General features: G+C 56.8%; 22 protein-coding genes. 17 read left to right on the plus strand and 5 right to left on the minus strand.

Features of this window, described 5'->3' with window-relative positions:
* Positions 1 to 76 precede the first annotated feature (76 nt).
* Positions 77 to 2098 (plus strand): NADPH-dependent 2,4-dienoyl-CoA reductase, encoded by a 2022-nt coding sequence (locus GO007_RS11245; RefSeq protein WP_095099718.1) that lies wholly within the window; start codon positions 77 to 79, stop codon positions 2096 to 2098.
* Positions 2099 to 2157: 59 nt separating this feature from the next.
* On the opposite strand, the gene rlmG is transcribed toward GO007_RS11245, so the two are convergent.
* Positions 2158 to 3294, minus strand: coding sequence for a 23S rRNA (guanine(1835)-N(2))-methyltransferase RlmG (gene rlmG, locus GO007_RS11250; protein WP_095099721.1), 1137 nt, complete (start codon positions 3292 to 3294; stop codon positions 2158 to 2160).
* Between the two features lie 85 nt (positions 3295 to 3379).
* Between rlmG and GO007_RS11255 the strand changes: the two genes are divergently transcribed.
* The 4 genes from GO007_RS11255 to sstT all read left to right on the plus strand — a co-directional run bounded on the left by GO007_RS11255 (position 3380) and on the right by sstT (position 7693).
* Positions 3380 to 3883 (plus strand): M48 metallopeptidase family protein, encoded by a 504-nt coding sequence (locus GO007_RS11255; RefSeq protein ID WP_095099723.1) that lies wholly within the window; start codon positions 3380 to 3382, stop codon positions 3881 to 3883.
* A gap of 70 nt (positions 3884 to 3953) precedes the next feature.
* The gene (locus tag GO007_RS11260; protein ID WP_095099725.1) at positions 3954 to 4943 is read left to right on the plus strand and encodes a Gfo/Idh/MocA family protein; all 990 of its coding nucleotides are present in this window, start codon (positions 3954 to 3956) and stop codon (positions 4941 to 4943) included.
* 280 nt (positions 4944 to 5223) lie between these two features.
* Positions 5224 to 6192: a TerC family protein gene (locus GO007_RS11265; protein ID WP_095099727.1), complete on the plus strand. Its 969-nt coding sequence runs from the start codon at positions 5224 to 5226 to the stop codon at positions 6190 to 6192.
* 253 nt (positions 6193 to 6445) lie between these two features.
* Positions 6446 to 7693 (plus strand): serine/threonine transporter SstT, encoded by a 1248-nt coding sequence (gene sstT / locus GO007_RS11270; protein ID WP_095099730.1) that lies wholly within the window; start codon positions 6446 to 6448, stop codon positions 7691 to 7693.
* 14 nt (positions 7694 to 7707) lie between these two features.
* On the opposite strand, the gene GO007_RS11275 is transcribed toward sstT, so the two are convergent.
* The 3 genes from GO007_RS11275 to uxaC form a co-directional block, all read right to left on the minus strand.
* The gene (locus GO007_RS11275) at positions 7708 to 8262 is read right to left on the minus strand and encodes a YgjV family protein (protein WP_095099733.1); all 555 of its coding nucleotides are present in this window, start codon (positions 8260 to 8262) and stop codon (positions 7708 to 7710) included.
* Positions 8263 to 8447: 185 nt separating this feature from the next.
* Entirely contained in the window at positions 8448 to 9935 is a 1488-nt protein-coding gene (locus tag GO007_RS11280; RefSeq protein ID WP_095099736.1) for a UxaA family hydrolase, read from the minus strand.
* An 18-nt stretch (positions 9936 to 9953) separates the two neighbouring features.
* Positions 9954 to 11366: a glucuronate isomerase gene (gene uxaC, locus GO007_RS11285; RefSeq protein WP_095099738.1), complete on the minus strand. Its 1413-nt coding sequence runs from the start codon at positions 11364 to 11366 to the stop codon at positions 9954 to 9956.
* Positions 11367 to 11846: 480 nt separating this feature from the next.
* Between uxaC and GO007_RS11290 the strand changes: the two genes are divergently transcribed.
* The 11 genes from GO007_RS11290 to GO007_RS11340 all read left to right on the plus strand — a co-directional run bounded on the left by GO007_RS11290 (position 11847) and on the right by GO007_RS11340 (position 19276).
* Positions 11847 to 13151 carry an MFS transporter gene (locus tag GO007_RS11290; RefSeq protein WP_095099741.1) on the plus strand — a complete coding sequence of 435 codons (1305 nt, stop codon included), beginning with the start codon at positions 11847 to 11849 and terminating at the stop codon, positions 13149 to 13151.
* Positions 13152 to 13281: 130 nt separating this feature from the next.
* Positions 13282 to 14058: a transcriptional regulator ExuR gene (gene exuR / locus GO007_RS11295; RefSeq protein WP_095099744.1), complete on the plus strand. Its 777-nt coding sequence runs from the start codon at positions 13282 to 13284 to the stop codon at positions 14056 to 14058.
* Between the two features lie 451 nt (positions 14059 to 14509).
* Positions 14510 to 15172, plus strand: a complete 663-nt coding sequence (gene yqjA / locus GO007_RS11300; protein ID WP_045856710.1) for a DedA family general envelope maintenance protein YqjA — start codon at positions 14510 to 14512, stop codon at positions 15170 to 15172.
* Complete coding sequence (gene mzrA / locus GO007_RS11305) at positions 15172 to 15558, plus strand: EnvZ/OmpR regulon moderator MzrA (protein ID WP_189339851.1); 387 nt, start codon at positions 15172 to 15174, stop codon at positions 15556 to 15558. The genes yqjA and mzrA overlap by 1 nt, the downstream gene beginning before the upstream one ends.
* Before the next feature lie 149 nt (positions 15559 to 15707).
* Positions 15708 to 16076 carry a DUF1090 domain-containing protein gene (locus tag GO007_RS11310; RefSeq protein WP_095099746.1) on the plus strand — a complete coding sequence of 123 codons (369 nt, stop codon included), beginning with the start codon at positions 15708 to 15710 and terminating at the stop codon, positions 16074 to 16076.
* 32 nt (positions 16077 to 16108) lie between these two features.
* Positions 16109 to 16414, plus strand: a complete 306-nt coding sequence (locus GO007_RS11315) for an ElaB/YgaM/YqjD family protein (protein ID WP_041147347.1) — start codon at positions 16109 to 16111, stop codon at positions 16412 to 16414.
* Between the two features lie 2 nt (positions 16415 to 16416).
* Positions 16417 to 16815, plus strand: a complete 399-nt coding sequence (locus tag GO007_RS11320) for a phage holin family protein (protein ID WP_095099749.1) — start codon at positions 16417 to 16419, stop codon at positions 16813 to 16815.
* Positions 16812 to 17108 (plus strand): YqjK-like family protein, encoded by a 297-nt coding sequence (locus tag GO007_RS11325; RefSeq protein ID WP_095099752.1) that lies wholly within the window; start codon positions 16812 to 16814, stop codon positions 17106 to 17108. Before GO007_RS11320 ends, GO007_RS11325 begins: the two co-directional genes overlap by 4 nt.
* 220 nt (positions 17109 to 17328) lie before the next feature.
* On the plus strand, positions 17329 to 17721 hold the full coding sequence (locus GO007_RS11330; protein WP_095099755.1) for a DoxX family protein: 393 nt from the start codon (positions 17329 to 17331) through the stop codon (positions 17719 to 17721).
* A gap of 73 nt (positions 17722 to 17794) precedes the next feature.
* Positions 17795 to 18781 (plus strand): glutathione S-transferase family protein, encoded by a 987-nt coding sequence (locus GO007_RS11335; protein WP_095099760.1) that lies wholly within the window; start codon positions 17795 to 17797, stop codon positions 18779 to 18781.
* Positions 18782 to 18907: 126 nt separating this feature from the next.
* The gene (locus GO007_RS11340; protein WP_095099764.1) at positions 18908 to 19276 is read left to right on the plus strand and encodes a DUF805 domain-containing protein; all 369 of its coding nucleotides are present in this window, start codon (positions 18908 to 18910) and stop codon (positions 19274 to 19276) included.
* A 38-nt stretch (positions 19277 to 19314) separates the two neighbouring features.
* On the opposite strand, the gene GO007_RS11345 is transcribed toward GO007_RS11340, so the two are convergent.
* Complete coding sequence (locus GO007_RS11345) at positions 19315 to 20211, minus strand: LysR family transcriptional regulator (protein ID WP_095099767.1); 897 nt, start codon at positions 20209 to 20211, stop codon at positions 19315 to 19317.
* 104 nt (positions 20212 to 20315) lie between these two features.
* On the opposite strand from GO007_RS11345, the gene GO007_RS11350 reads away from it, so the two are divergent.
* Positions 20316 to 21017, plus strand: a complete 702-nt coding sequence (locus GO007_RS11350) for a pirin family protein (RefSeq protein WP_095099770.1) — start codon at positions 20316 to 20318, stop codon at positions 21015 to 21017.
* The last annotated feature ends 17 nt before the right edge of the window (positions 21018 to 21034 follow it).

The following is a 21034-nucleotide window of genomic DNA, read 5'->3' on the forward strand; positions in this document are numbered from 1 at the left end:
TCTCCCGCGACGGCTAAATTAGTAACTCATCCGACCACATAACAATAATGTTACATATTAGCTACTGGAAGCCATTATGAGCCACTATCCGTCGTTATTCGCTCCGCTCGATCTGGGCTTTACCCAGCTTAAAAACCGCGTGCTGATGGGGTCGATGCATACCGGGCTGGAGGAACACGCCGACGGCGCGGAGCGGCTGGCGGCCTTTTACGCCGAGCGCGCTCGCCACGGGGTCGCGCTGATTGTGACCGGCGGCGTGGCGCCTGCCGCCTCCGGCGTTACGATGGCGGGCGGGGCGGTGCTCAACGACGCCAGCCACCTCGCGCATCACCGGCACATTACCGACGCAGTGCATCGGGAAGGCGGCAAAATCGCCCTGCAGATCCTGCATACCGGCCGCTACAGCTACCAGCCGCAGCTGGTGGCTCCTTCGGCGCTGCAGGCCCCTATTAACCGCTTTACCCCGCACGCCCTGAGCCACGATGAGATTCTGCGGCTGATCGACGATTTTGCCCTCTGCGCCCAGCTGGCGCGGGAAGCGGGCTACGACGGCGTCGAAGTGATGGGTTCGGAAGGCTACCTGATCAACGAATTCCTCGCCGCGCGCACCAACCAGCGCGACGATCGGTGGGGCGGCGACTACAACCAGCGCATGCGCTTTGCCGTCGAGGTCGTGCGGGCCGTGCGCCAGCGCGCGGGTGACGACTTTATTATTATTTATCGCCTGTCGATGCTCGATCTGGTGCACGATGGCAGCACCCTTCCGGAAGTGATTACGCTGGCAAAAGCCGTTGAGGCGGCGGGAGCGACGATTATCAATACCGGCATCGGCTGGCACGAGGCGCGCATTCCGACCATCGCCACCCCGGTGCCGCGCGGCGCCTTCAGCTGGGTGACCCGCAAGCTGAAAGGCGCGGTGTCGATTCCGCTCATCACCACCAACCGAATTAACGATCCGCAGGTGGCGGAGGAGATCCTCGCCCGCGGCGACGCCGATATGGTGTCGATGGCCCGCCCCTTCCTCGCCGACGGTGAATTCCTGGCGAAAGCGCAAAGCGGCCGTGCGGATGAGATCAATACCTGTATCGGCTGCAACCAGGCCTGCCTCGATCGGATCTTCGTCGGTAAAGTGACCTCCTGCCTGGTTAACCCCCGCGCCTGCCACGAAACCCTGATGCCGGTCACCCCCGCCGCCGCGCCGAAACGGCTGGCGGTGGTTGGCGCAGGCCCCGCCGGGCTGGCCTTTGCCGTCAACGCCGCCTCGCGCGGGCACCATGTGACGCTGTTCGACGCGCAAAAAGAGATCGGCGGCCAGTTTAATATCGCGAAGCAGATCCCCGGCAAAGAGGAGTTCTATGAAACCCTACGCTACTACCGGCGGATGCTGGATCTGACCGGCGTCGATCTGCGGCTGAATACGCCGATCGACGCCGATCGGCTGATGGAGTTTGATGAAACGATCCTCGCCACCGGTATCGCCCCGCGGATGCCGGATATCGACGGCATTACTCATCCGAAGGTGCTGAGCTATCTCGACGTGCTGCGCGATAAAGTGCCGGTGGGCGATAGCGTGGCGATTATCGGCTGCGGCGGCATCGGCTTTGATACCGCGATGTACCTTAGCCAGCCGGGGCCCGCCACCAGCCAGGATATTGCCGGGTTCTGCGAGGAGTGGGGAATTGATACCAGCCTGCAGAGCGCGGGCGGACTGCGGGCGGAAGGCGCCCGGCTGCCGAAAAGCCCGCGCAGGATCGTCATGCTTCAGCGTAAAGCCGGTAAGCCCGGCGACGGCTTAGGCAAAACCACCGGCTGGATCCACCGCGCCACCCTGCTGGCTCGCGGCGTGAAAATGATCCCGGCGGTGAGCTATCAGAAGATCGACGATGAGGGGCTACACGTAACCATCGGCGGCGAAGCGCAGCTGTTCAGCGTCGATCGGGTGATTATCTGCGCCGGCCAGGAGCCGAAGCGCGAGCTGGCGGATCCGCTGCGGGCGGCGGGGAAAACGGTGCATCTGATAGGCGGTTGCGACGTGGCGACGGAGCTCGACGCCCGCCGCGCAATTGCCCAGGGAACCCGGCTGGCGCTGGAGATTTAGCCGCGCTTGCCCGGCGGCGCTGCGTCCGTCCGGGCAACCGCCGCTGGCAAGTTCGTCAATCAGCGCAGCTTACGCGCCTTCACCGCTTTCAATACCACGAACTTATTGTTAGTGGCGACGGTGGTGCAGTTGCCGAAAATTTTCTTCAGCTTATGGAAATAGTCCAGGTGACGGTTTGCCACAATATACAGCTCGCCGTTGATCTTCAGGCAGCGGCGCGCGTGGTGGAACATCTCCCAGGCGATATTATCCGTCAGCGCATGCTTCTGGTGGAACGGCGGGTTGCACAGCACGGCGTTGAAGCGGAAAGGCTCCACGCCCGACAGCGCGTTGTTAATCATAAATTCGCAGCGGTCCAGCGCTTCGGGCATGTTGGTTTCAACGTTCAGGCGGCTGGAGGCAACGGCCATCGGTGATTCATCCACAAACACCACGCTGGCCTGCGGGTTTTTCTCCAGCAGCGTCAGGCCAATCACGCCGTTGCCGCAGCCGAGATCGACAATCTCGCCTTCGAGGTTTGCAGGAAGATGTTCAATAAAGAAGCGCGCGCCAATATCCAGCCCGGTACGGGAGAAGACGTTCGCGTGGTTGTGGATCGTCCACTCCGTTCCTTCCAGCTTCCAGCTCAGGGTCTCCGGCGCATCGGCCAGCGCGGGCGCGCTGAAGGTGCAGTTGATCAGGCGCGCTTTCTTCCAGGCCAGAGTGGTGGTGGTCGGGCCCAGCACCTTTTCAAACAGCTCCAGCGTCGAGGTATGGATATCCCGCGCCTTAGCCCCCGCAATAATGCGGGTTTGCGGCGTCACCACCAGGCGCAGCGCGCGCAGCTGCTGCTCCAGCAGCGCCATCGTTTTCGGCACTTTTATCAGCACCACGCCCGGCGCCTGCGGATATTCGGCGGTGCTGTCGAGAAACTTGACGCTGGATTCCGCAATATCGTTATGGCGCAGGTTCTCGCGGGTGGCGAGCTCGGTGAGGTAAGAGTCGCCGATGCTGTAAGGCGTATGTTCGGCCAGCGCGCAGCTCAATGCGCCGAAGGTGTCGTTCAGAATCAGGACCGGGCCGTTAATCTCCGTATCGTCCAACTGCTGCAGCAGGTATTCATCCGCCGCTTCCCACGCCAGCAGCGGGTTAACGTCGTCCGTTTCCGGGAAACGTTTCAGTGTCAGTGAACGGAAACCGTTGTCTAAGTGGCTCATCGGCCCTCCTGAGTGGTAAAATTTTGGCGTTATCCCTGAAAAGGGTGCGTGAGTATACCCTTTTTATTTTTTATTTGGGGCTTTGATGAGTCAACTAACTTACCTGCATGGCTATCCGGAGAGTTTACTCTCTCAGGTGCGCACATTAATTGCCGAGCAGCGCCTTGGCGCGGTGCTGGAAAAACGCTATCCACAGAGCCACGACGTCAACAGCGATAAGGCGTTGTATCAATATACCCAGGATCTGAAAACCCGCTTTTTGCGCGGCGCGGCGCCGGTGAATAAAGTGATGTATGACAGCAAGATCCACGTTCTGAACAACGCGCTCGGCCTGCATACCGCCATTTCACGCGTGCAGGGCGGCAAGCTGAAGGCGAAGGCTGAAATTCGCGTCGCGACGGTGTTCCGCGAAGCGCCGGAAGCCTTTCTGCGGATGATTGTGGTTCATGAGCTGGCGCATCTGAAAGAAAAGGACCACAACAAAGCGTTCTATCAGCTCTGCTGCTATATGGAGCCGCAGTATCACCAGCTGGAGTTCGATACCCGCCTGTGGCTAACGCACCTTTCGCTAAATCGTTCTGCGCAGTAGCGCACTGGTTTTGTCATGATGGCATGCTAGAGTGACGAAAGGTTCCCTTTCACGGAGTTCGTCAACGTTTATGATACGTTTCGCAGTTGTTGGCACAAACTGGATAACCCGCCAGTTTGTCGATGCCGCCCATGAAACCGGCAAGTATAAGCTCACCGCCATCTACTCCCGCAGCCTTGAACAAGCGCAGGCTTTCGCTAACGATTATCCGGTGGAACAGCTGTTCACCTCGCTGGACGATCTGGCGCAGAGCGATGCCGTTGACGCGGTGTATATCGCCAGCCCGAACTCCCTGCACTTCCCGCAAACGCATCTGTTTTTGACGCATAAAAAGCACGTAATTTGCGAAAAGCCGCTGGCCTCCAATATCCGCGAAGCCGAGGCCGCGATCGCCGCCGCCAGGGAAAACCAGGTGGTGCTGTTCGAAGCCTTTAAAACCGCCAGCCTGCCAAACTTCCAGCTGCTGCAGCAGTCGATGAGCAAAGTGGGCCGCCTGCATAAAGCCTTTATCAACTACTGCCAGTACTCTTCGCGCTATCAGCGCTATCTCGACGGCGAGAACCCGAACACCTTCAATCCGGCCTTCTCTAACGGCTCGATCATGGATATCGGCTTTTACTGCCTGGCCTCGGCGGTCGCGCTGTGGGGCGAGCCGCGAGCCGTCCACGCCAGCGCCAGCCTGCTGGAGAGCGGCGTCGATGCCCAGGGCACGGTGGTGCTGAGCTATCCTGATTTCGACGTCACCCTGCACCATTCAAAAGTGAGCGACTCTACGCTGCCGAGTGAAATCCAGGGGGAAGCCGGCTCGCTGGTGATCGAGAAAATCTCCGAATGCCAGAAGGTGTGCTTTATTCCGCGCGGCGGGAAAGCCCAGGACCTGACGCAGCCGCAGCATATCAATACGATGCTGTATGAAGCGGAAGAGTTTGCCCGGCTGGTTGAAGCCAATCAGGTGACTCACCCGGGGCTGGAGGTTAGCCGCATTACGGCGCAGCTGCTGAGCGAGATTCGCCGTCAGACCGGAGTCGTTTTCCCGGCGGATAGCCTGCCGGCGGCGTAAAAGAGTGTAAAGGGGCCGTCAGCGACCATTGACGCCATTTATGAGTTGTAATACTTTGTTACGTGCAAAGGGGAGTAACTTCCTTGCTGGTGGATCGTCATTACGATGTGCGTCAAACGCGCATCCGGTCGCCGGGCAACGATAAAAGGCCGCGTTCTGTGGGCGGGTACTTTTAGCGTTGTAAGTGAGACCTTGCCGGAAGGCGAGGTCTATGCATAAACACGCAGCGGCTGCCGTCTTCCGACGTCAGCCGTTTTGTTTTTATGTAAGGAATATCGTAATGAATAGTGTCGGCACACCGTTGTTATGGGGCGGATTCGCTGTGGTCGTAGCGATCATGCTGGCTATCGACCTGCTGCTTCAGGGACGTCGCGGTGCGCATAGCATGACCATGAAGCAGGCCGCGGGCTGGTCAATTCTGTGGGTCACTCTCTCCCTTCTCTTTAACGCCGCTTTCTGGTGGTATCTGGTGCAAACCGAAGGGCGCGCGGTCGCCGATCCGCAGGCGCTGGCCTTCCTCACCGGCTACCTGATCGAGAAAGCGCTGGCCGTCGATAACGTCTTTGTCTGGCTGATGCTGTTTAGCTACTTCGCCGTCCCGCCTGCGCTACAGCGTCGGGTGCTGGTATACGGCGTTCTTGGGGCGATCGTGCTGCGTACGGTGATGATTTTCGCCGGCAGCTGGCTTATCTCCCAGTTTGAGTGGCTGCTCTACATCTTCGGCGCGTTCCTGCTGTTTACCGGCGTGAAGATGGCGCTGGCGAAAGAAGATGATTCCGGCATCGGCGATAAGCCGCTGGTGCGCTGGATCCGCAGCCACCTGCGGATGACCGACAAAATTGAGGGTGAGCACTTCTTTACCCGGCAAAACGGCGTGCTGTTCGCCACGCCGCTGCTGCTGGTGCTGATCCTCGTGGAGATAAGCGACGTCATTTTCGCCGTCGATAGCATTCCGGCTATTTTCGCCGTCACCACCGATCCGTTTATCGTCCTGACCTCGAACCTGTTCGCGATCCTCGGCCTGCGCGCGATGTACTTCCTGTTGGCGGGCGTTGCGGAGCGTTTCTCGATGCTGAAATACGGCCTGTCGGTCATCCTGGTCTTTATCGGTATCAAGATGCTGATCGTCGATTTCTATCATATCCCGATCGGCGTTTCGCTCGGGGCGGTAGGCGGTATTCTGACGCTGACGCTGCTGATTAACGCCTGGGTCAATCAGCAGCACGATAAGAAAAAACGGCTGCAGTAGGCCCTTTGCGGACCGGGTGGAGCGCCATTTCCCCCGGTCCTTCACGTTTACCGCGCGTTATCCCTACCAATGTCACAAAACCGTTAAAATACAGTTAAAAAATCACATCCTGACGCAATAAGCAGCATTTTACGCTTTCTCCTCGCCGCTGTTTCCGTATACTCAACCGGGCAAACATTTACTTACATCCGGACATAAACGTAGCAAAGAATACGCCCCGGAACGGACGCAACATCACAGGAAGGAATGAATAATGACGACTCATACTCCCCCATCGGGCCTGCTAAAGCGCCTGTCCCAGGGTAGCCTGGTCAAACAAATTTTACTGGGTCTGGTTCTCGGCGTGCTGCTGGCGCTGGTGTCAAAACCTGCCGCCATCGCCGTTGGCCTGCTGGGCACGCTGTTTGTCGGCGCGCTGAAAGCCGTCGCTCCGGTGCTGGTTCTGATGCTGGTTATGGCTTCTATCGCCAACCACCAGCAGGGACAAAAGACCAATATTCGCCCCATTTTATTCCTTTATCTGCTGGGCACCTTCAGCGCCGCGCTGATCGCGGTGCTGTTCAGCTTTATCTTCCCTTCAACGCTACAGCTGACGACAGGGGCCACGGATATTACCCCGCCGTCGGGTATCGTCGAGGTTATCCACGGCCTGCTGATGAGCATTGTGGCGAACCCGGTTCATGCTCTTATCAACGCCAACTATATCGGGATTCTGGTCTGGGCGGTTGGCCTCGGCTTTGCCCTGCGTCACGGCAACCAGAGCACCAAAAACCTTGTCAATGACGTCTCCGATGCGGTGACCTTTATCGTCAGGCTGGTGATCCGCTTTGCGCCGATCGGCATTTTTGGGCTCGTGTCATCCACGCTAGCGACCACCGGTTTTTCCGCGCTGTGGGGTTACGCCCAGCTGCTGCTGGTGCTGATTGGCTGCATGGCGGTCGTCGCGCTGGTGGTTAACCCGCTGCTGGTTTTCGCGCAGACCCGCAGGAATCCCTATCCGCTGGTCCTGATGTGCCTGCGCGAAAGCGGCGTGACGGCATTCTTCACCCGCAGTTCGGCGGCCAACATCCCGGTGAATATGTCGCTGTGCGAAAAGCTGAATCTCGACCGCGACACCTACTCCGTCTCTATTCCGCTGGGCGCAACGGTGAACATGGCCGGGGCGGCCATCACCATTACCGTGCTGACGCTGGCGGCGGTACATACGCTGGGCATTCCGGTTGATCTGCCCACGGCGCTGCTGCTGAGCGTCGTCGCCTCGCTGTGCGCCTGCGGCGCTTCCGGCGTCGCGGGCGGTTCGCTGCTGCTGATCCCGCTGGCCTGCAACATGTTCGGTATTCCCAACGAGATCGCCATGCAGGTCGTGGCCGTCGGCTTTATCATCGGCGTCCTGCAGGATTCCTGCGAAACCGCCGTTAACTCCTCCACCGACGTGATGTTTACCGCTGCGGTATGCCAGGCGGAAGATGCGCGTTTAGCGAAAAACGCCCTGCGTGGCTAATCCGCCCCCCTCCGCTAGCGCGCGGAGGGGCTCTCTTTCACCTGCGCTGTCGCCACCTTGAACGGATCGATACCCCGCTTTTGCATCCGTCGGAAACGAACGATATTCAGCCCATTCATCACCAGAAAACTGCCTTCAATCAACGTGCCGCCGATCGACCCCAGCCAGAAATTATGTACCACCCAGCAGGCGGTCGCGCACCACATCACGCCGCGAACGGTCAGCCCCGTACAGCGAAACAGCGCCCAGGTGCTGGCGAGCGTGCCGATAATCGGCAATAGCTCCATCGCATGCTGAAGTTTTGCCAATCCCAGCACCAGCGTAAGCACAATGAAAACGGCCATCACCCACAGCCTGCGGGTGCGCATTGAGATAAGAGTTCGAACGGTATTAAGCTCGGCGCTCATTCCCGCCGGGTATGCCCCCATCAAAAAGAAATGTACGCCAATGGTTGCGCTATAGACGGCAAGCTGCAGCTTGAACCGGCGCTCATCGCGGTTGAAAAAAGTGGTAATACCGATCAGAAAGGCAATGACACCTACGCCCTGGGCCAGCCAATACGCAGTCATGAAAAATCCTTATAAAACAAAACGGCGCGGCATTATCTGCAACGCCGATTTTGAACCGCCTCCCCTTTATTACTCAAAAGATTTCACGCCACGGCAAGGCGGCAAGTTCAGACACCCCCGGGAGCTTACTGAAGTCAGCGACCGGGGCGAATAAACGCGGCAGGGACGTGAAAGATAACGGGTAATCAGAGGGTGACGCCGCTTTTGAAGATCGCCAGCTCGCGGAAGTCATTGCGTTCGTTACAGGTCTGCCTGCCGCTGGCAATCTCGGCGATAGTATCCACAAACTCTTCCAGCAGCTGCGGCATGGTTTTACCGTGAATCAGCTGGCCGGCATCAAAATCAATCCAGTGTTTCTTTTTCGCCGCCAGCTCGCTGTTGGTGGAGATTTTTACCGTCGGCACAAAGCCGCCGTAAGGCGTGCCGCGACCGGTGCTGAATAACACCATGTGGCAACCGGCGCCGGCCAGCGCGCTGGTCGCGACCGCATCGTTGCCCGGCGCGCTCAGCAGGTTCAGGCCGTGCACCTTCAGGCGCTCGCCGTAGCGCAGGACGTCCACCACCTGGCTGGAGCCCGCTTTCTGCGTGCAGCCCAGCGACTTATCTTCCAACGTGGTGATCCCGCCCGCTTTGTTGCCCGGCGACGGGTTCTCGTAAATCGGCTGGTTGTGCGCAATGAAATACTGTTTGAAGTCATTCACCATGGTGACCAGCTTGTCGAAGGTCGCTTCATCGCGGCAGTGGCTCATCAGCAGCTGCTCGGCGCCGAACATTTCCGGCACCTCCGTGAGTACGGTTGTGCCGCCGTTAGCAATCAGGTAGTCAGAAAAACGCCCCAGCATCGGGTTGGCGGTGATCCCCGACAGCCCGTCCGAGCCTCCGCATTCGAGGCCAAACTTCAGCTCGCTGAGCTTACCCGGCTCGCGCTTGTCCTGGCGCATCACGTGATAAAGCTGGTGGAGATGTTCGATCCCCGCTTCCACTTCATCTTCCTGAGACTGGCAGACCATAAAATGCACGCGTTGCGGATCGAAATCGCCCAGCGTCTCCCGGAAGGCGTCGACCTGATTATTTTCACAGCCGAGGCCAATCACCAGCACCGCGCCGGCGTTTGGATGACGCACCATGTTTTGCAGCATGGTGCGGGTGTTGATATGGTCATCCCCCAGCTGCGAACAGCCGTAGGTATGGCTGAAGAGGAAAACGCCGTCGGTGCCTTCCGCATCCTGGGTCTCTTTCAGGAAGCGATTCTGGATCTGACGCGCGATGCCGTTGACGCAGCCAACGGTCGGCAGGATCCACAGCTCGTTGCGCACCCCGACGTCGCCGTTAGCCCGACGATAAATCTGTACCTCGCGATCGGCGGGCTGCGCCGACGGCTCGGCGAGATCCGGTTGATAGCTATACTCGTCAAGGTCGCTCAGGTTGGTCCGCGTATTATGGGCATGAATATGCTCCCCTGGCGCGATATCCGCCAGCGCATGACCAATAGGCAAACCATACTTAATGACGTTTTTTCCCTTCGCAATGCCGCATAGCGCGAACTTGTGCCCGCGGACGATATCCTGGCTTAGCGTCACCACCGCATCGTCGATAGTGACCGTAGTACCTGCAGCCATATCAGCCAACGCAACCGCGACGTTATCCTGCGAATGGATTTTAATGTATTGCATATCAACCGACCTCTGGTCTTAGTTCAGTTCAATGGCGAAGTAATCACGCGCATTGTTAAAGCAGATGTTTTGCACCATCTCGCCCAGCAGCTGAATATCCGCCGGCGCTTCGCCCGCTTCGACCCAGCGACCGATCATCTGGCACAGGATGCGGCGGAAATATTCATGACGCGTGTAGGACAGGAAGCTGCGGCTATCGGTCAACATGCCGACGAAGCGGCTCAGCAGGCCAAGCTGAGCCAGCTGGGTCATCTGGCGCTCCATGCCATCTTTCTGATCGTTGAACCACCAGCCGGAGCCGAACTGCATCTTGCCCGGCATCCCCTCGCCCTGGAAGTTACCGATCATGGTCCCCAGCACTTCGTTGTCGCGCGGGTTCAGGCAGTAGAGGATGGTTTTCGGCAGCAGATTCTCTTCATTCTGCTTGCTCAGCAGCTTCGACAGCTCTTCCGCCATCGGCCGATCGTTGATGGAGTCGAAGCCAACGTCTGGCCCTAACAGCTTGAACTGACGCTGGTTATTGTTACGCAGCGCGCCGATGTGGTACTGCTGTACCCAGCCGCGGCGGGCGTACTCTGCGCCGAGGAAGACCAGCACGGCGGTTTTGAACTGCGCGACCTCGCGCTCGCTCAGGACGGCGCCGGTCAGGCGGCGCGCAAGGATGCTATCCAGCTCGGCCTCGCTGGCTTCGGCAAACAGCACCACATCCAGCGCGTGGTCAGAGACTTTACAGCCGTGAGCCGCGAAGTGATCGAGACGCTTCGTTAACGCAGACTGCAGGTCGGCAAAGCGACGAATATCGGTATCGGATACTTCGCCAAGCGTCGCCATGTAGTCACCAAAGGTCGCCTGTTCGATATTAAACGCCTTATCCGGACGCCAGCTCGGCAGAACTTTGGTGGTGAAGCTACCGTCTTTTGCCACCGCCGCGTGGTGTTCCAGCGAATCAACCGGATCGTCGGTCGTACCGACCATTTTCACGTTCATCTGCTGCATGATGCCGCGGGCAGAAAAACGCTCCTGCGCCAGCAGCTCGTTACATCGATCCCAGATTTCATCGGCGGTAGCCGGAGATAGCACCGTACCTGTAATACCAAAAGGACGACGCAGCTCAAGATGCGTCCAGTGGTATAACGGGTTGCCGATAGTATGCGGTACGGTGGCGGCCCAGGCGGCAAACTTCTCGCGATCCGACGCATCGCCGGTACACAGGCGTTCAGCAACGCCGTTAGTGCGCATCGCGCGCCATTTGTAATGATCGCCTTTCAGCCAGATGTCATACAGATTTTTAAAACGATAATTTTCGGCAATCTGCTGCGGAGGCAGATGGCAGTGATAGTCGAAAATCGGCTGGTCTTTGGCATAGTCATGGTACAGACGGCGGGAAAACTCGGTATCAAGCAGAAAATCTTCAGTCATAAACGGTGTCATTTTCTTTTCCTCTTCGCCCCTTTGGGGAGCCCTTCAGATGATTGACTATAATGCTGACAAAGTTATCACACCAATTTCCAGAGGCTGAAATCTTTTTCGTGAGTTAGATCAATAAACGCTGACAAAAAAATTACCGCCAAAGTAGTAAAAGCTTCGCCAGGCCGCGCCAGCACTGGCTTTGCTCGCAGAGAATAATACCCCCATAAACTTTCCCACTTTTGTGACGGCACTCAACCTTTGAAGTTGTATGACAAGTTATCTTGCTTTCGTCGAAACATATGAACCGACGGAATGCATTACCGATGACAACACGCATCGGATTGAACGGTATGGATGCCGGCTTAAACATAACGATTGATGGCAAGGTTCGGGCCATACGGGTTTCCCACCCTGAGCCCTCCGTTCTCCCTCTTCATCTCTGTTACAGAACTGAAGATGGCCGCACACGCTGCGGATATAAAATAAACGATGAGGTTTTACATGCGTAAAATTAAAGGGTTACGTTGGTATATGATCGCGCTGGTGACATTGGGCACCGTGCTGGGGTACCTGACGCGTAACACTGTGGCTGCGGCTGCGCCAACTCTGATGGAAGAGTTACACATCTCCACCCAACAGTATTCCTATATCATCGCGGCCTACTCGGCTGCTTATACCGTTATGCAGCCTGTTGCGGGCTACGTGCTGGATATTCTGGGTACCAAAATCGGCTACGCCTTCTTCGCTGTCGCCTGGGCTATTTTTTGTGGCTCAACGGCGCTGGCAGGCAGCTGGGGCGGATTAGCGCTGGCTCGTGGCGCCGTCGGCGCCGCTGAGGCCGCCATGATCCCAGCAGGGCTGAAGGCCAGCTCTGAATGGTTCCCGGCAAAGGAGCGCTCTATTGCCGTTGGCTACTTCAACGTTGGCTCCTCGATCGGGGCGATGATCGCGCCGCCGCTGGTGGTGTGGGCGATTGTGATGCACAGCTGGCAGATGGCGTTCATTATTTCCGGCGTTCTGAGCTTCGCATGGGCAATGGCGTGGCTGGTGTTCTATAAACATCCGCGTGACCAGAAAAAATTAACCACCGAAGAGCGCGACTACATCATCGGCGGCCAGGAGTCTCAGCATCAGACCAACAACGGTAAGAAAATGTCGCCGTGGCAGATTCTGCGCAACCGTCAGTTCTGGGGTATCGCCCTGCCGCGCTTCCTTGCAGAGCCGGCCTGGGGGACCTTCAACGCGTGGATCCCGCTGTTCATGTTTAAAGTGTATGGCTTTAACCTGAAAGAGATCGCCATGTTCGCATGGATGCCAATGCTGTTCGCTGACCTCGGCTGTATCGTTGGCGGCTACCTGCCGCCGCTGTTCCAGCGCTGGTTTGGCGTCAACCTGATCGTCTCGCGTAAAATGGTCGTCACCATGGGCGCCGTACTGATGATTGGCCCGGGTATGATTGGTCTGTTCACCAGCCCGTTCGTGGCTATCGCTCTGCTGTGCATCGGTGGCTTTGCTCACCAGGCGCTGTCCGGTGCGCTGATTACGCTCTCTTCCGACGTATTTGGCCGTAATGAGGTAGCGACCGCCAACGGCCTGACCGGGATGGCGGCCTGGATGGCGAGCACCATGTTTGCTCTGGTGGTCGGCGCGCTGGCGGATACCATCGGCTTTAGCCCGCTGTTCGCCGTGCTGGCAGTCTTCGACCTGCTGGGCGCCGTCGTCATCTGGACCGTACTGAAGAACAAATCGGCGAACGATGATGACCCCACTCCGCTCAGCGCGAGTAAACCGGCGACGCAAAGCTAGCGCCTGCCCCGCTCGATTGACCCGCTAAAGCCGCCTCTATAAAGGCGGCTTTTTCATGCCTGGCAGTGGTGGGATGCGCGTAAAAGTGGTATAACAAATCCAATATTGTCGCCATCTTCCGGGAGCGAATATGGAAATCACAGAACCACGTCGTTTGTATCAACAGCTTGCCGCAGAGTTGAAGGCACGTATTGAACAAGGTGTCTACCTGGTGGGCGATAAGCTGCCCGCAGAGCGGTTCATTGCCGACGAGAAAAGCGTTAGCCGTACCGTGGTTCGCGAAGCCATTATCATGCTGGAAGTAGAAGGCTATGTTGAAGTGCGCAAAGGCTCAGGCATTCACGTTATCTCCAATCATCCAAAGCACCAGCAGCCGATCGACGAAAGCCTGGAGTTCGCGAACTACGGTCCGTTTGAGCTGCTGCAGGCCCGCCAGCTGATTGAGAGCAATATCGCCGAGTTTGCCGCCACCCAGGTGACCAAGCAGGACATCATGAAGCTTATGGAGATCCAGGAGAAGGCGCGGAAAGAGAAGTGCTTCCGCGATTCCGAGTGGGACCTCCAGTTTCACGTTCAGGTTGCGCTGGCGACCCAGAACACCGCGCTCGCGGCTATTGTCGAAAAAATGTGGACCCAGCGCGTACACAACCCCTACTGGAAAAAACTGCACGACCATATCGACATGCGCACCGTCGATAGCTGGTGCGACGATCACGACCAGATCCTTAAAGCGCTGATTCGTAAAGATCCGCACGCCGCGAAGCTGGCGATGTGGCAGCATCTGGAAAATACCAAGCTGATGCTGTTCAACGAAACCAGCGATGATTTTGAATTCAACGCCGATCGCTACCTGTTTGCGGAAAATCCGGTTGTTCACCTTGATACCGCCGCCAACGGCGTAAAATAAGCGATTATCCTCATTCCGGGCCGGCGCCCAGCGTCTGCCCGCAGTCCTGACCAGGTAAGCAAACATCTATAGTGTCAGCCTGTGTAAAGACACTCGCCACCCGCCGCCGCAATCAGCAAAATCAACATGCAACAAACTGCAATTTATCTGCCGTAAAGTCAGCGGTTTTGTTACAATTAGATGCATTTCGTCGTTCTGTAGCCCGCATTTGCTTATGTTTATCTGATGCACAAAACAGTTCAGGGTGCGTTCAGAGGGCAAAGAAAGAAAAACCCGGCAACGTGGGGCTGGTTTTTCCGCGCAAAGTAGCCTGGAACGACCTGAAGAAGATGATGTCAGACAGGGATCCGTTCAGATCGCATCAGCAGCGACCATAATCCTATAACAACCTATGTCGCTATATTTACACTGCGTTCAGACGTACCGTTAACCGATGTACCAGGAATCGTGAATGGAACTATTAACCCAATTGTTAAATGCTCTGTGGAGCCAGGATTACGAAACTCTCGCCAATCCCTCCATGATTGGCATGCTCTATTTCGTCTTATTTATGATCTTATTTCTCGAAAACGGCCTGCTTCCGGCCGCTTTTTTACCGGGCGATAGCCTGTTAGTTCTGGTTGGCGTCCTGATTGCTAAGGGCGCAATGGGCTTTCCCGAAACGCTGCTGCTGCTCACCGCCGCCGCCAGCCTCGGCTGCTGGCTGAGCTATATTCAGGGCCGCTGGCTGGGCAATACGCGAATTGTGCAAAACTGGCTTTCGCATCTGCCGTCCCACTACCACCAGCGCGCACACCATCTTTTCCATAAGCACGGGCTTTCCGCGCTGCTGATTGGCCGCTTTATCGCTTTCGTTCGCACCCTGCTGCCGACGATTGCCGGCATCTCGGGGCTGAATAATGCGCGCTTCCAGTTCTTTAACTGGATGAGCGGCCTGCTGTGGGTACTGATTCTGACTTCACTGGGCTACCTGCTGGGCAAAACGCCGGTATTCCTGAAATATGAAGATCAGCTCATGTCCTGCCTGATGCTGCTGCCGGTGGTACTGCTGGTGTTTGGCTTAATCGGCTCGCTCATTGTGATGTGGAAGAAAAAACACAGAAGTCGGGGCTGATGATGGTTAAAAAACGCCCTTCTCTGCGTCAGACAGGCTGGATGCTGGGCGGTTCTCTTTTGCTGTGCGCCCTGTTCTGGCTTTGGCTGGCGGCGCAACACCACGAAGCCACTCTCGCTATCCACCCTGTAAGTCAGGATGTTGGCATGCCGGACGGTTTTTCCGTCTGGCACCATCTTGATGCCAACGGCATTCGTTTTAAAAGCATCACGCCGCAAAAAGATGGCCTGCTGATCAAATTCGATTCCAGCGCCCAAGGAATAGCGGCGAAAGAAGTGCTGGGACGCGCCCTGCCGCACGGCTATATTATTGCTTTGCTGGAGGAAGATAACACGCCGACAGCATGGCTCTCCCGCCTGCGCGATACGCCACACAGGTTTGGATAATTGCCAAAATTCTGAATATTTTCACGCAGTTTGGTGGTTTCCTGTTTTCCTTACTATGCTTAAGACTGCGGGAGCCACCGGGCTGACGTTAATCAACTGGATCGGGTATATCTTATGAATATGCCCTCACACAATGGAAGGTAGCATCCATGAAACACCGCATCGCTTTGCTCCTGGTTTTAACTTCGCTTAGCACCAGCGCTTTTGCCCTCTCCCCCTGTCAGGAAAAAGAGCAGGATATCCAGCGGGAGATTAGCTATGCCGAGAAACATCACAATCAGAACCGTATTGATGGCCTCAACAAGGCGCTGAGTGAAGTTAAGGCCCACTGTAGCGACAGCAAGCTTAAAGCCGATCACCAGCAAAAAATCGCTAAACAGCGGGAAGAAATTAGCGAACGTCAGCGCGATCTGCGCGAAGCCAAACAGAAAGGCGATGCTGAGAAAATCAGCAAGCGTCAGCGTAAACTTGATGAAGCGCAGCAAGAGCTGAAAGCGCTTGAGTCACGTGAGTACTAGTATGTATATGGATCACTTTACAGGAGAGAAAGATGCCTAAAGATAACGTTGCAGACGACCTGCGTGCAGAACTGAAGACTCTGGCTGATACCCTGGAAGAAGTGCTGAACTCCTCCACGGATAAATCGAAGGAAGAGATAGGCAAGCTGCGCAGCAAAGCGGAAAGCGCGCTGAAAGAAAGCCGCGTGCGCCTGGGTGAAACCGGCGATGCCATCGTCAGGCAGACCCGTGAAAGCGCCGCTCGCGCCGACGAATACGTTCGCGAAAATCCGTGGACCGGCGTAGGTATTGGCGCAGCCGTTGGGCTGGTGCTGGGTGTCCTGCTGACGCGTCGCTAATTATGGCGGACTCTCAACGCACGCAAGGACCAGGTCAGAGCGTTTTCGGCATTGGCCAGCGCATCGTCTCGCTGCTGGTTGAAATGGTGGAAACGCGTCTGCGTCTGGTGGTCGTGGAGCTGGAAGAAGAGAAGTCTAACCTCTTCCAGCTGTTTCTGATGCTGGGGCTGACCCTGCTGTTCGCCGCGTTCGGGTTGATGAGCCTGCTGGTGCTCATTATCTGGGCCGTCGATCCGCAGTACCGCCTGAACGTCATGATAGCGACCACCGTCGTGCTGCTGCTCGCTTCGCTGATCGGCGGTATCTGGACGCTACGTAAGGCCCGGCGTTCCACATTCCTGCGTCACACCCGCACAGAGCTGGCTAACGACAGAGCGCTGCTGGAGGATGATCAACCGTGAGCAGTCAACAGGAACGTGATCGGCGTAAGGCCCTTCTGCTGCGGCAGATCCAGCAGCAGCGGCTGGATTTAACCGCCGGCCGCCGCGACTGGCTGGCGGCCACCGCGCCGCTCGACCGAGGCTGGCTGACGCTGCAAAACCTTCGCTCGTGGGCGATGGTCGGCAGCGGTATCATGGCAATCTGGTCAGTTCGCCATCCTCGCTTTCTTCTGCGCTGGACCCGGCGCGGCGTCGGCGCCTGGAGTACCTGGCGCATGGTCAGAGGCCTGCTGCGCCAGCAATCATCGCGCTGAGTTTTTCCCCCGCTCTGCTCTCAGGACCTTAACCGGTCCTTTTATTTGCCTGTCGCATAAGCAATTACTCAGAATTCTTGAAGAAGATCTACAGTTTTCCTTGCTAACAATTACTTCAACCTCTCGCTAATATTCTCTCCATCGACAGCAACCCCGCGTAATTACGCAGGTTTGCGCCAAAAAACAAAATCGCCGCCCTTTGGGTTTTCTGGAGTAAGAAATGAAAAAATTAGAAGATGTTGGTGTACTGGTAGCACGTATCCTGATGCCAATCCTGTTTATCACCGCAGGCTGGGGAAAAATCACCGGATATGCCGGCACTCAACAATACATGGAAGCCATGGGCGTACCGGGTGCATTACTGCCGTTAACCATTCTGCTTGAGTTCGGCGGCGGCCTGGCAATCCTGTTCGGTTTCCTGACCCGTACTACCGCGCTGTTCACCGCCGGTTTTACCCTGCTGACCGCGTTCCTGTTCCACAGCAACTTTGCTGAAGGCATGAACTCCCTGATGTTCATGAAAAACCTGACCATCGCAGGCGGCTTCCTGCTGCTGGCTATCACCGGTCCGGGCGCATTCAGCATCGACCGCGTGCTGAATAAAAAGTGGTAAGCGCACTATACTGAATCGAAAAGCGAGGAGATATCTCCTCGCTTTTGCTATCTACAGTCTGAAGGAGGAAAAAATGGGCCAATTAGTCGACGGCGTCTGGCACGATACCTGGTATGACACCAAATCCACCGGAGGACGATTCAAGCGTTCCGTTTCGGCCTTCCGTAACTGGCTGACCGCCGATGGCGCTCCGGGGCCGAGCGGCGATGGCGGCTTCGCTGCCGAAAAAGATCGCTATCACCTGTACGTTTCTCTCGCCTGCCCTTGGGCGCATCGCACCCTTATTCTGCGCAAGCTAAAAGGCCTGGAGCCGTTTATCTCCGTCTCGGTGGTGAATCCCTTGATGTTCGAGAACGGCTGGACGTTCGATAGCAGCTTCCCTGACGCTACCGGCGATACGCTGTATCAGCACCAGTTCCTTTATCAGCTCTATCTGCATGCCGACCCGCAATATACCGGGAGAGTGACGGTGCCGGTACTGTGGGATAAAAAGCAGCAAACTATCGTCAGCAACGAATCGGCTGAAATTATTCGTATGTTCAATACCGCCTTCGACGGGCTTGGGGCGACGGCCGGAGATTACTATCCGCCTGCGCTACGCGAGAACATCGATGAGCTGAACGGCTGGATTTACGACAGCGTGAACAACGGCGTTTATAAAGCCGGGTTCGCCACCAGCCAGCAGGCTTATGATGAAGCCGTTGATGGCGTATTTGCTTCGCTGGAACGCCTGGAGCAGATCCTTGCCCGGCACCGTTACCTGACGGGCGACCAGCTGACCGAAGCCGACATTCGTCTGTGGACGACCCTCGTGCGCTTCGACCCGGTGTATGTGACCCACTTTAAATGCGACCAGCGGCGCATCAGCGATTATCCTAATTTGTACGGCTTCCTGCGCGACATCTACCAGATGCCGGGCATTGCGGAGACCGTTGATTTTGGCCATATTCGCAACCACTACTACCGCAGCCATAAAACCATCAACCCGACCGGAATTATCTCCGTCGGTCCGCAGCAGGATCTCAACGAGCCGCACGGCCGCGATCTTCTTTTTCGCTGATGTATCGGGCGCCCTTTGCGGCGCCTGAAATTTCAGAGCCGCGATATTTACCCGCCTTTCATTCACGTCTATTCTTATTACGATCTCTTTAAAAACAAGTGATTGACGGCTAATCGAGGCATGAGAATGGACTGGTATCTACGGGTAATAAGAAACTATATTGGCTTTGGCGGCCGCGCCCGCCGTAAAGAGTACTGGATGTTTATTCTGGTCAATATCATCCTGACCGGCGTGCTCAGCATTATCGATAAAATGCTGGGCTGGCAGCGGGCGGGAGGTGAAGGCATCCTGACGACGATTTACGGCGTGCTGATCTTTTTGCCGTGGTGGGCGGTACAGTTTCGGCGTTTGCATGACACGGACCGCTCGGCGTGGTGGCTACTGCTGCTGCTGATCCCGGTGATTGGCTGGCTGGTGATTCTGGTGTTCAATTGCCAAAGCGGAACGCCCGGAAATAACCGCTTCGGGCCCGATCCAAAACCCCTTTCATCGTGAACAACGCGCGCCGCCTTCGGGCGGCACGCGGCGCTGATTTACTTCCCGGTAAACAGTCGGGGAATTTCCCGCAGGCACCAGGATTTAGCCTCGCCCATGCTATCGCGGCGCCAGGCCATAATAATGTCAATCTCATTGGTATATTCCGGGCTGACAACCCGTAAGCGCCCTTCGGCAATATCCTGCTCAACCAGCGGGTAAGGCATTGTCGCCACCCCCAGCCCTGCCAGCAGCGCCTGGCGCTTATCTTCAATCGTACTGACCGTTAAACGCGGCTGCTTGTCGAGCAGCTGCACCGTCAGTACCGGACGTTCACGCGCGGTATCCGCCACCGCCACGCCGCGATATTTCACCCGCGTGACTTCGGAAAGCGGCTCCGGCTCCTGATGAATAGGGTGATTCGGCGCCGCAACATAGACGTTCAGCACCGAGTAGAGCTTACGCGAGTTAATTTCCGACGAAGAGCGAAAATGCATATCCGGCGCGACGACGATATCCGCCCGGCCCTGCTCAAGGCGCTCCCATGCGCCGGCAAGCACTTCCGTAATGACGGAGAGCTGCGTGTTCGATTTGGTCGCCAGCTTTTCAATCAGCGGGAAAAAGTCGGTGGTCGGTACCAGCGCTTCGGTGACGATAGTCAGGTGCGTTTCCCAACCGCGGGACAGCGCTTCAGCATCGGTAGTGAGCTTATCCGCCGCCTCCAGCAGGACGCGTCCGCGCTCCAGCAGCATGCGGCCAACGTTGGTGAATTTTGTTCGATGACCGGAGCGGTCAAACAGCACCACGTCCAGCTCCTCTTCCAGTTTTTGCATCGTGTAGCTAAGCGCCGAAGGGACGCGTCCGAGCTCGTCAGCCGCGGCGGCAAAGCTCCCGCGCCTGTCGATCGCATCCATTACGCGCAACGCCTCCAGCGTTAATGCTCTCTCTTTAGCCATAGCGCTCTCATTCAGGAAATTTGAATATACCGGGCAGAATATCTGGCTAACAATACAGCGTCCATACCTTTACCATTGATTTAGTGTAAAGAGAGGTCAAGACAATGATTACTACCCGAACAGCCAAACAATGCGGACAAGCAGATTTCGGCTGGCTGCAGGCCCGCTACACCTTTTCCTTTGGACACTACTTCGACCCTAAACTGTTAGGCTACGCCTCCCTGCGCGTGCTCAACCAGGAAGTTCTGGCACCGGGCGCATCGTTCCAGCCGCGTACCTATCCGAAAGTCGATATCCTGAATCTGATCCTGGAAGGTGAAGCGGAGTACCGCGATAGCGACGGCAACCACATGCACGCCAAAGCCGGCGAAGCGCTGCTGATTTCGACCCAGCCGGGCGTCAGCTACAGCGAGCATAATCTGAGTAAAGATCGTTCGCTAACGCGGATGCAGCTGTGGCTGGACGCCTGCCCGGAGCGTGAAAATCCGCTGGTACAGAAGATGAGTATCACCGAAGGTCCCCGGCAGCTGCTGGCTTCACCCGACGGCGCGCAGAATAGTTTGCAGCTACGCCAGCAGGTCTGGATCCATCATCTCGATCTCGCTAAAGGCGATCGGATTAACGTGCAGCTTCACGGACCGCGCGCCTATCTGCAGTCGATTCACGGGACCGTGCACGCCGTGGCGCATGAAGAGGAAAAGCAGGCGCTGACCTGCGGCGACGGCGCATTTATTCGTGATGAAGCTAACATTACCCTCGTTGCCGATACGCCTTTGCGCGCTTTACTGATAGATTTACCGGTGTAAAAACGGGAGTCATGGAG

The organism is Klebsiella sp. 10-1, assembly GCF_009758445.1.
Lineage (GTDB): Bacteria > Pseudomonadota > Gammaproteobacteria > Enterobacterales > Enterobacteriaceae > Klebsiella > Klebsiella scottii.

What these genes read in the sequence shown, in the direction of transcription:
- GO007_RS11245 (WP_095099718.1), top strand. Translation starts at nt 77, where the DNA reads ATGAGCCACTATCCGTCGTTATTCGCTCCGCTCGATCTGGGCTTTACC.
- rlmG (WP_095099721.1), bottom strand. Translation starts at nt 3,294, where the DNA reads ATGAGCCACTTAGACAACGGTTTCCGTTCACTGACACTGAAACGTTTC.
- GO007_RS11255 (WP_095099723.1), top strand. Translation starts at nt 3,380, where the DNA reads ATGAGTCAACTAACTTACCTGCATGGCTATCCGGAGAGTTTACTCTCT.
- GO007_RS11260 (WP_095099725.1), top strand. Translation starts at nt 3,954, where the DNA reads ATGATACGTTTCGCAGTTGTTGGCACAAACTGGATAACCCGCCAGTTT.
- GO007_RS11265 (WP_095099727.1), top strand. Translation starts at nt 5,224, where the DNA reads ATGAATAGTGTCGGCACACCGTTGTTATGGGGCGGATTCGCTGTGGTC.
- sstT (WP_095099730.1), top strand. Translation starts at nt 6,446, where the DNA reads ATGACGACTCATACTCCCCCATCGGGCCTGCTAAAGCGCCTGTCCCAG.
- GO007_RS11275 (WP_095099733.1), bottom strand. Translation starts at nt 8,262, where the DNA reads ATGACTGCGTATTGGCTGGCCCAGGGCGTAGGTGTCATTGCCTTTCTG.
- GO007_RS11280 (WP_095099736.1), bottom strand. Translation starts at nt 9,935, where the DNA reads ATGCAATACATTAAAATCCATTCGCAGGATAACGTCGCGGTTGCGTTG.
- uxaC (WP_095099738.1), bottom strand. Translation starts at nt 11,366, where the DNA reads ATGACACCGTTTATGACTGAAGATTTTCTGCTTGATACCGAGTTTTCC.
- GO007_RS11290 (WP_095099741.1), top strand. Translation starts at nt 11,847, where the DNA reads ATGCGTAAAATTAAAGGGTTACGTTGGTATATGATCGCGCTGGTGACA.
- exuR (WP_095099744.1), top strand. Translation starts at nt 13,282, where the DNA reads ATGGAAATCACAGAACCACGTCGTTTGTATCAACAGCTTGCCGCAGAG.
- yqjA (WP_045856710.1), top strand. Translation starts at nt 14,510, where the DNA reads ATGGAACTATTAACCCAATTGTTAAATGCTCTGTGGAGCCAGGATTAC.
- mzrA (WP_189339851.1), top strand. Translation starts at nt 15,172, where the DNA reads ATGATGGTTAAAAAACGCCCTTCTCTGCGTCAGACAGGCTGGATGCTG.
- GO007_RS11310 (WP_095099746.1), top strand. Translation starts at nt 15,708, where the DNA reads ATGAAACACCGCATCGCTTTGCTCCTGGTTTTAACTTCGCTTAGCACC.
- GO007_RS11315 (WP_041147347.1), top strand. Translation starts at nt 16,109, where the DNA reads ATGCCTAAAGATAACGTTGCAGACGACCTGCGTGCAGAACTGAAGACT.
- GO007_RS11320 (WP_095099749.1), top strand. Translation starts at nt 16,417, where the DNA reads ATGGCGGACTCTCAACGCACGCAAGGACCAGGTCAGAGCGTTTTCGGC.
- GO007_RS11330 (WP_095099755.1), top strand. Translation starts at nt 17,329, where the DNA reads ATGAAAAAATTAGAAGATGTTGGTGTACTGGTAGCACGTATCCTGATG.
- GO007_RS11335 (WP_095099760.1), top strand. Translation starts at nt 17,795, where the DNA reads ATGGGCCAATTAGTCGACGGCGTCTGGCACGATACCTGGTATGACACC.
- GO007_RS11340 (WP_095099764.1), top strand. Translation starts at nt 18,908, where the DNA reads ATGGACTGGTATCTACGGGTAATAAGAAACTATATTGGCTTTGGCGGC.
- GO007_RS11345 (WP_095099767.1), bottom strand. Translation starts at nt 20,211, where the DNA reads ATGGCTAAAGAGAGAGCATTAACGCTGGAGGCGTTGCGCGTAATGGAT.
- GO007_RS11350 (WP_095099770.1), top strand. Translation starts at nt 20,316, where the DNA reads ATGATTACTACCCGAACAGCCAAACAATGCGGACAAGCAGATTTCGGC.